The following is an 11,817-nucleotide window of genomic DNA, read 5'->3' as shown; positions in this document are numbered from 1 at the left end:
CGCAGCTTTGCCAGCGCCGAGTACGCATTGAAGAAGAAGCGAACGCGCCGCGAGAAGTTTCTTGCCGAGATGGAGCGCGTCGTGCCCTGGAGCCGCTTGATTGCCGTGATCGAGCCGCTGTATCCGACCAGTGGACGTGTAGGCCGTCAGCCGATCGGCGTGCCCAGGATGCTGCGCATGTATTGCCTGCAGCAGTGGTACGGCCTGGCCGACGAAGCGCTGGAAGACGCGCTGTACGACAGCCAGGCTCTGCGCGACTTTGTGGGCATCGACCTGTCGCGCGAATCGGTGCCTGACGCCACCACGTTGCTCAAGTTCAGGCGCCTGCTGCTGGACAACGACCTCACCAAGGCCCTGTTCGAAGAGATCAACGCGCACCTTGCCGAGCAGGGCCTTTTGATGCGTGCCGGCACCATCGTGGACGCCACCATCATCGCGGCTCCAAGCTCGACCAAGAACGCAGACCACACGCGCGACCCGGAGATGCATCAGACCAAGAAGGGCAATCAATGGCATCTTGGAATGAAGGCGCACATCGGTGTCGACGCGCAGTCGGGCCTGGTCCACACGGTGATTGGCACGGCAGCCAACACAAGCGACATCAACGTTGCTGGGGCGCTGCTGCACGGCGAGGAGCATGCGGCCTTCGGGGACGCTGGCTATCAGGGCGTGCACAAGCGAGCTGAAGCGCAAGGACCGATCTGGCACGTGGCCATGCGCCGTGGCAGGCATCGCAAGCTCAATGAATTCATCGAGCCTCAGTACTTGGCCGAGCGGGCGGAGAAGATGAAGGCGAGCATCCGCGCCAAGGTCGAGCATCCGTTCCATGTGGTCAAGAACCTGTTTGGTCACAGGAAGGCGCGCTGCAAGGGGCTGGCCAAGAACACGGCACAGCTGTTGAGCTTGTTCGGTCTGGCCAATCTGGTCATCGCCAAGAGGTCGCTGTTGGACTGTTATGCCCGAGGTGCGTCTTGAATGCGGAAAGCGGCCTCGAAAGAGGTCAAAACGATCGCCGTGAACGCCCAAAACGGTGACATCGGGCGATCTTGACGGCGCATCGCGTTGCGATGTCGTCAACTTGCGCTGCGATGCTCAATGTTCAGCGCCTCCTAAGATCTCGCTGACGACGCCGCCCGGCAGCTTCACGTTGACCGGGATGTCTCGATAGCCTGACGGCAGCGGGTTGGTGAAGCGGTCCTTCACCTTGCCGTAGATCTCGAAGTTTTCCTTGATCTTGGCCAGCGCTTCGGCGACCTGGCTCATATGCTCGACGACGACAGATCCGCGCACCAGGTCTTTCATTCGCTCGGAGTCGCTGCCATTGTCCCGTACATGCTTTTCGAGCGGGCGCTCGCCGCCCTTGACGCTGGCCAGGTTCGGCTTGCCGTCGAGTCCTTTGGCGATGCGGGTCACCGTCGCGTCGAACGCAGGCTTCGCCGCTTCGGCCAGGGCGAGCTTGGGCGCGAGTTGGCGCGAGTTGGCGCTTGGCCATGCTCGGCTGACTCTTGTTGAGCAGTGACACGGCTTCGGCCTTCGGCGGCTGCTTGTCGATCAGATCCTGGGCTTCCTTCAGCACGTCCGGGGGGATGACGTGCGCGGGGTCCATCTCGCTGCCGTGCTCGCCCTGCTTCACGCTGAACATCGCATCCTCGTTGGGGTCGGCGTCGGCTGTGCGATCGCTTCCCATCAGGTCGAAGTCGCCGACTTCCGCATCGGCCTTCAGCTTGGCCTGACCATCGCTCGATGCCTTGCCTTCGGCGCGCGTGGCAGCCGCTTCGCGCTCTTCTTTGGCTGCAGCTTCGGCCGGGGTGCAGCTGTCGAGCGCCGGCTTTTCTTCCGACAGATCCGCGCGGTTCTTTGCCACCAGGTCGGGGTTGGTGGTCCAGTTATCCCATGCGGCTTTTTGTGCCTTGAGCTCGTCCACCCGGCGCTGAATGGCCGCACTGTCGCCGACCTTGATGCCCTCTTGCTTGGCGATGTCCGGGCGCTTGGCGGCACCGCTGATCGCTGCGATGCGCGTCTGCAGATCGCGCTGGTGCGTGGTTGCGGCTTTGGCCATCGCTTCGGCCTGGCGCATGCCGCTGTCGTCGAAGCCGAACATATCGCCGGTGCTGTCGGGGCGTTCGCTCGCCATGAGCTTCACAGCGCGCACCAGGTTGGCGGCCTGGGCGATGGTCTTCCCATCGGCCAGCGCGCGGATGCCTACGGCTTGGAGTCGCTCGTCTTGAGGGGCGGCTCCTGCGATGGCGACTTCGTCAGTGACTTCGCCGGAACGATGCGCGGCAAGGAGCGAATAACTTCCATCGCTTGCGATGGCGTAAGCTTTTTTGCCCAGTGCTCGGGCTGTGAGTCCTTGCTCTTCGGCTTCGGACTTGCAGATGCCGGTGTGCTTGGAGAAATTGACATAGTCTTTTACCTTTCCTTGTCCATCGCGGATGTTGAGGATCGAATCTAGCGCGCCCGCGTAATCTGCGGTGAAGCCGTCGGCTTCATGATGAATCTGGGCAGAAATGGTTTTTCGCCGGTGCGGCGCGCAAGGTCAGTGCGATGTCCGCCCGCTAATGACTTCGAGGTCGCCATTCATCCGCTTCCAGAGATGGATCGGCGCGACGCCGCGGCGGTCAAATTTGCCGCCCAGTGGCTCGACGACGCCCTGCGCGTTCGATCCCTCCTTGAACTGCGGAACATCCTCAGAAAGTTTGATCATGTGAAGCGGCACTTCATGGGTGCACAGCTCAGTCGCGAGATTCTTTCGGCCAGTCGATTCCTCCGGCTTCGGCTTCTTTTCTTCCGCCGTCTGTTTTGCCATGTGCTCGGCTTCGACGTTCACCTTCGCGGCGGTCGTGTCATCGAGGTACTTGGACAGCGCACGGTCGATGTGGCCGTTGGCATCCTTCGCCTGCTTGAGCGTGAGCCAGAAAGGCTTGGAGCTGTTGGTCGTGCCGTAGGCTGCGCCGCCATCGGTGATGCGCGCGAGCGTGGCTTTGACGACCGTGGCCAGCCGCTGGAACACGCCGAGGTTCTTCTTGGCGACGTAGCTCCAGAAAGACGGCTCGACGATGCGGTTGCCCAGCATGTCGTTGACCACTTCGCCCAGGGCTTGGTCGTGCGAGATCTTCTGGCCGGCGCGCTCGTACAGCGCCTGGCGCTCGGCGATGCGTGCCTCGCCGATGAGCGGGTACATGACGCCCAGCAGCCCGCTGTAGGTGCCGTCGCCGTTGGCTTTGACATACCCCGATCGAGGAAGCTCTGACCTATGGCACACGGCTCAGTACGCTCGGAGACTTTTGGCAGGCTCGACCCATTGGTGACCTTGCTCCTTCGGTATGGAAATGCGATTCAGGACCAGCGCTGCGAACTCGGTAGATTCAGTCGTGACGTCGGGCGACGAAATGTTGGTTATGCGCACAACATGCACAGCGACCAAGGCCCACCATCACGATAGCGCGGCACCTGCGGCGTCAGTATCATTTGTCGCCTTCCGGAGCAATGCGGCCACCCGCAGGTCGATTTCAGCGGGCGTGAGTCGAATGTAAAGATTGCCTTCAATTTGCGCGCGCCTGCCGTACTTCTTCGGCGAGATCTTGGTGGCGTACCACATCCGCGCGTCAATTCTGAGCTTCGCACGCGCGATCCTTTCAAAGTTCATGCGAATGTTGCCGCCCTTGTCGCGGTACGTGTCGTGCTGGCTGTCGTCGGCGATCGCGATGGTGTCTTCCATGTAAGCGTGAACTCGCAGTTCCAGCGCCACCTCATAGCGGCTTCGAATTTCGTGACTGGATTTGATCCATTCGAAGAAAGTTTTGCTACTTGGCATGCCGGCGTTAGCGCAAATTCGACTGAGTACTTCGCCACATGCAATGCGATAAATGATTGCGGTCACCACCGTCTCGGAACGATAAACTGGGGGCTTGCGCGCATGCGTGCGCGCGATACCTGTGACTTGACGACATCGAAGTGGCTGCTCAGGCCCCTTAGCGTTGACTAAGTTATCAGTGGAAATCGCTGAGACTTCATGGCCATGAACTGCCTGCGAATTCGTGGTCAACGGCGCTGCCAAGGTATCCACACAATCAAAGTCCACGTAGATACGCAAACGAGCGTGGCGCGGCGGATCATTTCGCTTGTCGCTTGCATTCACGACCAGGCAGCCGAGGCGTTTGCGGCGAGCAAAACCTGTTGAAAGTGGTCGAACAAGTCGGCCTGCAAGCGGGGCATAAGTCCTCGACAGTTGCGCTCCATTTCTGCACGAGCGTCGACGCCGTCTTTGTGGTGGTCGCATACGACCATAGCTGCTTCCATCAAGCGATCGAAGATCGGTCGCAGATCGGGCACTGCGATCGCCGGCGCGTCGACGAGCTCAAATGCCTTCGCCACCGGAACCACGATCCCGCGGTCTGCCAGGAGCTCTCTTGCCTTTGCTCCCCAGTCGTTCGTCGCGTTCATTCGAAGTCTCCTGCTGCTTTGCCGCTGCGGGTTGGCTTTGGGTCCGTCCAGTCGCTGAACTGTTGGTAGCGCCCGACGAAACGAAGCGGCACCAGTCCCTGCGGACCATTGCGATGCGCAACCACGTCGAGCTCGGAGAAGCCCTGCATCGCGGCTTGGCGCTTGCTCATGGGGTGGGCCCAGTCAGTAAAGAGCAACGCGACCTGGTCGGCAGCAGCCTCGATCGCGCCTGAGTCACGCAGGTGCGTCATCGCGGGCCGCCCGTAAATCTTGTCTGCCTCTCGGCTCATCTGCGACAAAACGACCACCGCGATATCAAGCTCCATCGCCAACGACTTGATCCCATTAGCGATCACGTCGAGCTCGCGGTTCCGGCTTTCCTCACCAGCGCCGGCCATCAACTGCAGGAAGTCAACGAACATGATGCCGAGCCCATGCTCTCGCTTCACCTTTATCGCTTTGCGCCGGACGTCGCGCAGATTAAGAGCGGGATGGTCGTCGTGCACCAGGTGCAACTCACCGAGACGGCACGCGGCTTGCGCTACCGCTTCCCACATCGCCTGATCGGCCGGGTCGGCGCGCAGGATGGCAGCAAGGTCGAAGTTGCCCATTGCCGCGGTGTGTCGATGCATCAACTGCGAGATGCCCATTTCTTGGCTGAGAAAAAGCACTGTGTTCTCACGGGCCATGAAGCGCGCCATCGCCAAGGCAAGCGCCGTCTTGCCGTGCTTCGGACGAGCGCCGATCACCATCATTTCACCTCGGCGTACACCGCCATTCAAGATGCGGTCGAGCCCCCCTAGCCCAGTGCGCATCGCTGGGTTCTTGCCTTGGCTCATGTCCGCCAGCAGCCCAAGGTACGACTCAAGCGATACGTGGATGTGCTCAGGTTCGCGCTTGCCCTTTTTAATCGCCAGCTTGGCCAGCATCATCTGTGCGGCATCGATTTGTTTGTCCGGATCGTCGCGCGCTAGCCCCAGCGCTGCAATCTCGGTGCCGACATGGTTCAGCTCGCGCAGGCGCTGGTGATCGATCACGATACGCACGTAGTTGCGAAACTGCTTCTCGGTGACGCGCCAGTTCGCCAGCTCATGCAGCGTCTTCATGGCGCCGATGTCGATCGCCGGATTTGCGTACCGCATCTGCTCGTACGTGGCGATCGGGTCGATGGGGCGGCCGCTGTTCGACAAGACCTGTATGGACCGAAAGGCGGCGGCATTGAACGAGTCGTAGAAGGCGCTCGCATCAAGGGCGCCGATCCACTGGGTGGCCGGGCCATCGGACATCAACGCGCCAATGATCGCGTCTTGCGCTTCGGCGCTGTGCGGCAGCTCCGGCAAACGGTCGCACTTCATGCGGCCGCCCTGGCGGTCTTCTCAAGAACCTGGAGGATGCCCCTTTCGCTGCACAGGTAGTCGATGCTGGCCTGCCAGCTCGCGTGCTCACCACTACGGCCGGTCCGGCCCATCACAAAGTCGTTGTCGCGTGCTCTTTCAAAATAGCCACCGATCCACGCGATCGCTTCCTCGACGTTGGTGGCGCGCAGCGTCCCGTCAGTCTTCTTCGACGTCAAGGCAAATTTCCAGAGCTTCGAGACGGCTTTGCGGCGGTCATCGCTCAGGACCTTCACCCGAGGCAGTTCGGGAAGCTTCTCGTGATAAGCATCGATCACAGCCTGAGTCCTGCAGAGCAGCGAGGCGACTTTGCCGACAGAGCCGGTAGGCTCTTCTTTCTCCTGGTCCTGCTCCTGCTCCTGCTCCTGCTCCTGATTCGGCATAGTCTTAGCGAAGACTTCCGGCAAGGCTTCGGCAAAGGCTTCGCTCATGGATTTGGCATAGACTTTGGAACGAGCAACCACGCGGGTTTTAAGGTTGCACTCGGGTAGCAGATCCAGCGCGGAACTCCAAGACTTCACCACGTTGGGTGACTCGGGCTTGTTGTACTTCAGGAAGTTCGGCAGGGCGATGAGGTGGGCGTCCGGGTCATGCTCCACCATTCTCTTGGATAAGACTTCCTCGAAGGCTTTGCGGAAGGCTTCGGTCTTCCATCCAAGCTCTTCGGCCAGGCCGGCGGTCGTCGCCCGCATGGCGCCGAGCATCGTCACCGAGGGGTGCGTCAGCAGCATGAAGAACACCAACTTCGCTTCGTCGCCGAGCGCGCGGAACTTCGCGTCGTTCCATATCCGCTGGTCGATTTTGCGATACCTGCTCATGTCGCGCCGCCGATCTGCGTCCTAAAAGCGTGGACGTCGCGCAGCGCAGTGAATGTGCGAGCCTGGCCCCAGCGGCGCACCTCGTAGTACCGCACGCCATAGTATTTCCGAACGACGAGCAGTTGGTGGCCCTCGAGCGCGAACGAAGCGCGAAGCTTGGCGAGCGCCTGGGCAGCAAGTGCCTCCAGCGTCAGGGAGTTCACGATGACGCCTTCTTTCCTTGCGCGTCACGCCAAGCGATCAGCTCGTCGAGCTTGAACACCGTGACCTTCTGGCTCAGCTTGGTCGGCCGCGGGAAGTCCGGTCGTTCGTTGACCCAGCGCCACAGCGTGGTGTTACCGATGTTGCCGAGCAGGGCCCGCGCTTGTGGCGGCCGGATCATCCGCGACAGCCGAGAAGTCGAATTTTCCATATGAACACACTCCATTTATCCCGCGGCGCATCGAGCTGCTTGCGGTATGGAAAGGACTGTGCTTCTTCGGCTTCGGAGCCGATAGATGCGGCTGCCGGCAGACGCACTGCGCATTCCGGCAGGCGTCCCCGTCTGCCGGCAGACGACTATTTTCCTTCTCGAGCGGCGCTGCGAAGCCAGTCATAGACCGTCTTTTGCGCGCGCTCGGGACTAAGGCGGGTCCCGAACTCGCGAGCCTTGGCGACTGCCTGGTCTGCTAATGTGAACGATGCCTTGTGCATGCTCGGGAAGGCTCGTGCTCGGCACTCCGTCACGACCCACTCCTGAAGTCGACGCATGTCCTTGTGGCGCGCGTCAGTTCCGAGTTTCGAGAGGAGCTTCGACGCATCGCTCGACGACTCGACGAGGATGTCCTGAGCGGTCACCGTCAGTTCAGAGACGTATTTGTAGACCTCGCTCAATTGGCAAAGCGCCGAGACGAAAGACTGCTTTTCAAGGTCGTCGAGCAACGAGTCGATCGTGAGCAGCATTTCGACCGCGAGGCTCTGAACCTTCATTTTTGCGGTGCTGGACAACTCCTTCAAAAGGTAGGTCAGCCGATGATATTGCTCTCCGGCCATACAGCGAGCTTCGGAAATTGTCGAGACGATGTCTTCAAGCTCGGCATCGATGGGCTTCTGAGTGCCATCCCCGCAATCGGGCTCATAGTCCGCATGCCAGGGCAGCTCGAGAAGCCTGCCACATGCAAAATACGGCGACTCGATCGAGTAAATACCGCGGAAAAAAAGAACGGCGGAATCCGCCAGGCTGTCGATGTCGTAAAGCAGCTCCTGCTCTTTGCTATCCCACTTCACCGCGCCTAGTTCGGCCTCGGGGTTGCGCCGCAACAGATGCGCGGGAAATCGCCCCTGATCGTCGAGATGCTTAAAAATTTTCGGCATTGTGCTGCGTGTTAGAAAGCGCAAATTTCAGGCGCAAGACTTGGGACTTTTCAAATTCAAAAATTGGCAGTAAGTTTCTCGGTACTCACGGCACTGATGATGGAGGCCTGATCACCCCTTGAAACTTTGCAACACTGCCCACTGCCGCTGAAGCTTCCGGCGGCACGTCCATGAAGCCTAATTCCTAGTGGGTCTCGCCAAGCCTGAGTTGGTCCCTGCGCGCCGCGCTAACTTCTGATTCGCCGACAGCGGCATTGAACTCAAGACGTCCGGCATAAGTAGCGGCGCGCCTACATGTACATCTCGCGAGCGTCATCCTGCCCCTTCGACTACTGATTCCGGTGCAGTCGAGACAGCAGCGCGACCCGGGTCTTGGCGAGCTTGCTGCCGCTGTTGCAACCGACGCGTACAGCAAACACAAAGCAATCTGGCTATCGTCGACCAGAGAACCGAGCGGGGCAGGCAGTGGTCGACCGTCCTACTTCCGACGTCGCCGCCGCAGAGGATGCAGCGATCCGTCTTCGTGAAAGCTGTCGCGCTCTCGTTGGAATCTTTTGGCCGCGCCTCGTCCATCAGGCCGCCTTCAGCTTCACGCCCTGGGCGAGCGCATCGAGAAAGTCGGCCCAGCGCTGCATCATGGCGATTCGCTCCGGCAAGAACGTCGTGCGGTTGTAGGCGCGGCCGAGTGGGTCTTTGACGGTGTGCGCAAGCTGTGCCTCGATGTATTCGACGCGCTCCTTCAGCACTTCGTCGAGGATCGTTCTAGCCATGGCTCGGAAACCGTGCGGCGTCATGGTTTCGTTGTCATAGCCCAAGGTCCTAAGTGCCATGCGCACGCCGTTTTCGCTCAGCGGTCGCCCCTCCCCGCGCTCGCCAGGAAACACGCAGCCGTCACCACCGCGGTGTCCAGTTAGCGGGTGCAGCTCGCGCAGCAGCTTGACTGCCTGCGTCGATAGGGGCACCAGGTGCGGTTGGCCGTTGAGCTTCTCCTTCAGCCCGCGCTTCATCCGCGCCGCTGGGATAGTCCACAGGCCGGCGTCGAGGTCGATCTCGCTCCAGGTGGCTGCGCGGACCTCGCCGGGCCGCTGGAAGGTGAGCGCCGAAAACTGCAGCGCGGTGCGCACCACCGGCGAGCCGCGATACCCACGCATGTTGCGCACGAGCTCGGCGACCTGCACAGGATCGGTGATCGCGGCGTGATGGCCGCTCGCCGCGGTCTGGAGCGTTCCCTGAAGATCGGCGGCGGCATTGCGCGTGGCCCGGTCCGTCGAGATCGCGTATCGGAATACCTGGCCGCAAATTTCCCTGAGGCGGTGTGCCGTCTCGATCGCAAGTCTTTCCTCGACGCGCCGCAGCACCACGAGCAACTCGGGCGGATCGATCTCCCGAATGGGTCTTTTGCCGATCCACGGGAACACATCTTTCTCCAGTCGGGCGATCGTGGTGCTCGCATGAGATTCCGCCCAACCGGTCGCCTTCATCGTGTGCCACTCGCGGGCGACGCCCTCGAAATTGGCCTCCGTAGAGATCGAGCTGCGAGCCTTGCCGAGCTTTCTCGCTGCCGAAGGATCGGTGCCGGCCTTGAGCAGAGCACGAGCCTTGTCGCGCTCGTTGCGGGCTTCGGCGAGGCTCACTTCCGGGTAGGTGCCGAGGGCGAGTCGCTTCTCCTTGCCCCCAAATCGGTATTTCCACCGCCACCACTTGCCCCCTGCCGGTGAAATCTCGACGTAAAGCCCAAGCGCATCGGCCAGGCGGCGCGCTTTCTCGATGGGCTTGGCTTGCCTGACGGCGGTGTCGGTAAGTGACATGGGGCATCTTCGAGAGGACTGGTGCCCCATTATGAATGATGCCCCCTGACTTGCCCCCATTTTGTCTGGGCTGGTGCGAAATGGAACGGCACCAACTCGGCAGGAAAAAATCCTAAGTTATTGATTTCCTTCGGAATTTCATGTGCTACGGTACAGTCCGGTACGTATATATGGTGGAGCTGGGGGGATTTGAACCCCCGTCCGCAAGCCTTCATCGCGCAGATCTACATGTTTAGCGATCTGATTTAAGTCTCGCCACCGATGTCGCGCAGTCGCACGCTACACCGGCCGCCAGCACCCTATTTTCTTGCCCCAACCCAAGGTACCCGGATCGGAGCCAGCCCATGTAATTATCTTTGCAGCCGGGAGGCTCTAGATTGCTCTAAAGCCCCCTTGCCCAGCCCATCGGCCTGCTGTTGCAAAGCTCACCGGCAATTAAGCGGCGAGTGCGAAACGTTCGTCGTTTGCAGTTAGTTTGTTTGAATCTGTTTTACGAGCGCATTCAGCTCGACATGCACCACTGCGATTCCGAACCCACGTCGAAACCAGTGCAGCCCCAAGTATTGTATTTTAGGCCTTATTCGCCCGCTGCAAGAGCGCCAGGAGCGCCATTGGAAAAGAGATGGTGGCATCGGCCTGCCAAAGCGTCACGTCAGCTTGCGCGCCCATATAACCGTACGTCGCCGCTACCGTCCACATTCCCGCAGCGCGGCCTGCGACGATGTCGCGCTCATCGTCGCCCACATACACGCATGCAGCCGGGTCTACCCCCAATCGACGGGCCGCTTCGAACAATGGCTCCGGATGCGGCTTGGAGAACGGCGTGGTGTCACCGCTGACGACAGCACCCGCAGTTGCGAACAATGGCATCGCGCCGGTGAGAGGACCGGTAAAGCGCGCCGACTTGTTGGTCACGACGCCCCAGGGAACGCCTCCAAATGTCAGCGCTGCGATGAGCTCGGGCACCCCGTCGAAAGCCAGCGTGTTCCTCAGCATCCGGTTTTCGTACTTGACGAAAAACTCTTCCCTCAAGGTAAGAAACTCCATCGCGTCCGGTGTGATGTCGAAGGCCACACCGAGCATGCCGCGGGCACCGGCGCCCGCCATTGGGCGGTATCGCTCCAATGGGATCGATGCCATGCCGCGGTCGGTGCGCATCTCATCAGCGGCAGCACCGAGATCAGGCGCGCTGTCGATCAACGTGCCGTCCAGGTCGAACAAAACGGCCTGGATATCGCTGGTCAACATCAGGCTGCAACCGCCAACGGCTTTTGCGTAGCGAACATGTAGTTCACGCTTGTGTCGGCGCTGAGCCAATAGCGACGGGTCAGCGGGTTGTGTTCCATGCCGCGCGTCTGCCGGAGATCCAACCCGGCCGCCCTGCAATGTGCCGCCAACTCGCTGGGGCGGATCATCTTCTGGTACTCGTGCGTGCCGCGGGGAAGCAAACCCAGCAAATATTCGGCTCCTACGATGGCGAACAGGAAAGACTTCGGACTGCGGTTGATCGTAGAGAAAAAGACCCAGCCGCCCGGCTTTACCAAGTTGGCGCAGGCTTGCACGACCGAGCCGGGTTCAGGCACATGCTCCAGCATTTCCATGCACGTCACGACATCGAAGGCGCCCGGCTGTTCTGCCGCGAGCGCCTCGGCGCTGACTTCCCGGTACTGGACGCTTCGGGTACCGGCTTCCAACGCATGCAATTGGGCGACTTTGAGTGCCTTTTCGGCAAGATCGACGCCAAGCACATCCGCCCCTTTGCGGGCCATCGAGTCGGCAAGAATTCCACCTCCACAGCCGACATCCAGGACTCGCTTGCCGCCAACGGGCACGATTGCATCGATCCATTCGAGTCGCAATGGATTGATTTCGTGAAGCGGTTTGAATTCGCTCTCCAAATCCCACCAACGGTGCGCGAGCTCCGAGAATTTGGCGAGTTCGGCGGGATCGGCATTCACTGTTTCGGTCATAACCAGATTATGAAGCGGCACAAACGTG

General features: G+C 60.6%; 14 protein-coding genes and 1 other RNA gene. 2 read left to right on the top strand and 13 right to left on the bottom strand.

Features of this window, described 5'->3' with window-relative positions; translation table 11 throughout:
* On the top strand, window positions 1-975 hold a 975-nt coding region (locus QN397_RS12630; protein WP_323501016.1), incomplete at its 5' end, for an IS5 family transposase.
* 117 nt (window positions 976-1,092) lie between these two features.
* On the opposite strand, the gene QN397_RS12625 is transcribed toward QN397_RS12630, so the two are convergent.
* Window positions 1,093-1,413, bottom strand: coding sequence for a hypothetical protein (locus QN397_RS12625; RefSeq protein WP_323501015.1), 321 nt, complete (start codon window positions 1,411-1,413; stop codon window positions 1,093-1,095).
* 202 nt (window positions 1,414-1,615) lie between these two features.
* Here QN397_RS12625 and QN397_RS12620 point away from each other — a divergent pair, with 202 nt between their 5' ends.
* On the top strand, window positions 1,616-2,455 hold the full coding sequence (locus QN397_RS12620; protein ID WP_323501014.1) for a hypothetical protein: 840 nt from the start codon (window positions 1,616-1,618) through the stop codon (window positions 2,453-2,455).
* 84 nt (window positions 2,456-2,539) lie between these two features.
* Here QN397_RS12620 and QN397_RS12615 read toward each other — a convergent pair whose 3' ends face one another.
* The 12 genes from QN397_RS12615 to ubiG all read right to left on the bottom strand — a co-directional run bounded on the left by QN397_RS12615 (window position 2,540) and on the right by ubiG (window position 11,789).
* Window positions 2,540-3,265 carry a hypothetical protein gene (locus QN397_RS12615; RefSeq protein WP_323501013.1) on the bottom strand — a complete coding sequence of 242 codons (726 nt, stop codon included), beginning with the start codon at window positions 3,263-3,265 and terminating at the stop codon, window positions 2,540-2,542.
* 171 nt (window positions 3,266-3,436) lie between these two features.
* Window positions 3,437-4,141, bottom strand: a complete 705-nt coding sequence (locus tag QN397_RS12610) for a hypothetical protein (RefSeq protein ID WP_323501012.1) — start codon at window positions 4,139-4,141, stop codon at window positions 3,437-3,439.
* Window positions 4,138-4,446 (bottom strand): hypothetical protein, encoded by a 309-nt coding sequence (locus QN397_RS12605; protein WP_323501011.1) that lies wholly within the window; start codon window positions 4,444-4,446, stop codon window positions 4,138-4,140. The genes QN397_RS12610 and QN397_RS12605 overlap by 4 nt, the downstream gene beginning before the upstream one ends.
* On the bottom strand, window positions 4,443-5,801 hold the full coding sequence (locus QN397_RS12600; protein ID WP_323501010.1) for a replicative DNA helicase: 1,359 nt from the start codon (window positions 5,799-5,801) through the stop codon (window positions 4,443-4,445). Before QN397_RS12600 ends, QN397_RS12605 begins: the two co-directional genes overlap by 4 nt.
* The gene (locus QN397_RS12595) at window positions 5,798-6,658 is read right to left on the bottom strand and encodes a hypothetical protein (protein ID WP_323501009.1); all 861 of its coding nucleotides are present in this window, start codon (window positions 6,656-6,658) and stop codon (window positions 5,798-5,800) included. Before QN397_RS12595 ends, QN397_RS12600 begins: the two co-directional genes overlap by 4 nt.
* Window positions 6,655-6,861 (bottom strand): hypothetical protein, encoded by a 207-nt coding sequence (locus QN397_RS12590; protein WP_323501008.1) that lies wholly within the window; start codon window positions 6,859-6,861, stop codon window positions 6,655-6,657. Before QN397_RS12590 ends, QN397_RS12595 begins: the two co-directional genes overlap by 4 nt.
* The gene (locus QN397_RS12585) at window positions 6,858-7,070 is read right to left on the bottom strand and encodes an AlpA family phage regulatory protein (protein WP_323501007.1); all 213 of its coding nucleotides are present in this window, start codon (window positions 7,068-7,070) and stop codon (window positions 6,858-6,860) included. The genes QN397_RS12590 and QN397_RS12585 overlap by 4 nt, the downstream gene beginning before the upstream one ends.
* 146 nt (window positions 7,071-7,216) lie before the next feature.
* Window positions 7,217-8,011: a hypothetical protein gene (locus QN397_RS12580; protein ID WP_323501006.1), complete on the bottom strand. Its 795-nt coding sequence runs from the start codon at window positions 8,009-8,011 to the stop codon at window positions 7,217-7,219.
* A gap of 572 nt (window positions 8,012-8,583) precedes the next feature.
* Window positions 8,584-9,819 carry a tyrosine-type recombinase/integrase gene (locus tag QN397_RS12575; protein WP_323501005.1) on the bottom strand — a complete coding sequence of 412 codons (1,236 nt, stop codon included), beginning with the start codon at window positions 9,817-9,819 and terminating at the stop codon, window positions 8,584-8,586.
* 171 nt (window positions 9,820-9,990) lie between these two features.
* Window positions 9,991-10,377, bottom strand: a transfer-messenger RNA (tmRNA) gene (ssrA, locus tag QN397_RS12570).
* A gap of 12 nt (window positions 10,378-10,389) precedes the next feature.
* Entirely contained in the window at window positions 10,390-11,067 is a 678-nt protein-coding gene (locus QN397_RS12565; RefSeq protein WP_323497371.1) for an HAD-IA family hydrolase, read from the bottom strand.
* Window positions 11,067-11,789, bottom strand: a complete 723-nt coding sequence (gene ubiG, locus QN397_RS12560) for a bifunctional 2-polyprenyl-6-hydroxyphenol methylase/3-demethylubiquinol 3-O-methyltransferase UbiG (RefSeq protein ID WP_323497372.1) — start codon at window positions 11,787-11,789, stop codon at window positions 11,067-11,069. The genes QN397_RS12565 and ubiG overlap by 1 nt, the downstream gene beginning before the upstream one ends.
* Window positions 11,790-11,817: the final 28 nt, after the last annotated feature.

Origin of the sequence: Variovorax sp. RTB1, assembly GCF_035018765.1 — a bacterium.
Lineage (GTDB): Bacteria > Pseudomonadota > Gammaproteobacteria > Burkholderiales > Burkholderiaceae_C > Variovorax.
The sequence above is the reverse complement of the archived record's forward strand: the minus strand, read 5'-3'. Positions and strand labels throughout refer to the sequence as shown.

Coding starts and splice junctions, on each gene's coding strand:
- QN397_RS12605 (WP_323501011.1), bottom strand. CDS start 4,446: ATGAACGCGACGAACGACTGGGGAGCAAAGGCAAGAGAGCTCCTGGCA.
- QN397_RS12600 (WP_323501010.1), bottom strand. CDS start 5,801: ATGAAGTGCGACCGTTTGCCGGAGCTGCCGCACAGCGCCGAAGCGCAA.
- QN397_RS12595 (WP_323501009.1), bottom strand. CDS start 6,658: ATGAGCAGGTATCGCAAAATCGACCAGCGGATATGGAACGACGCGAAG.
- QN397_RS12585 (WP_323501007.1), bottom strand. CDS start 7,070: ATGGAAAATTCGACTTCTCGGCTGTCGCGGATGATCCGGCCGCCACAA.
- QN397_RS12580 (WP_323501006.1), bottom strand. CDS start 8,011: ATGCCGAAAATTTTTAAGCATCTCGACGATCAGGGGCGATTTCCCGCG.
- QN397_RS12575 (WP_323501005.1), bottom strand. CDS start 9,819: ATGTCACTTACCGACACCGCCGTCAGGCAAGCCAAGCCCATCGAGAAA.
- QN397_RS12565 (WP_323497371.1), bottom strand. CDS start 11,067: ATGTTGACCAGCGATATCCAGGCCGTTTTGTTCGACCTGGACGGCACG.
- ubiG (WP_323497372.1), bottom strand. CDS start 11,789: ATGACCGAAACAGTGAATGCCGATCCCGCCGAACTCGCCAAATTCTCG.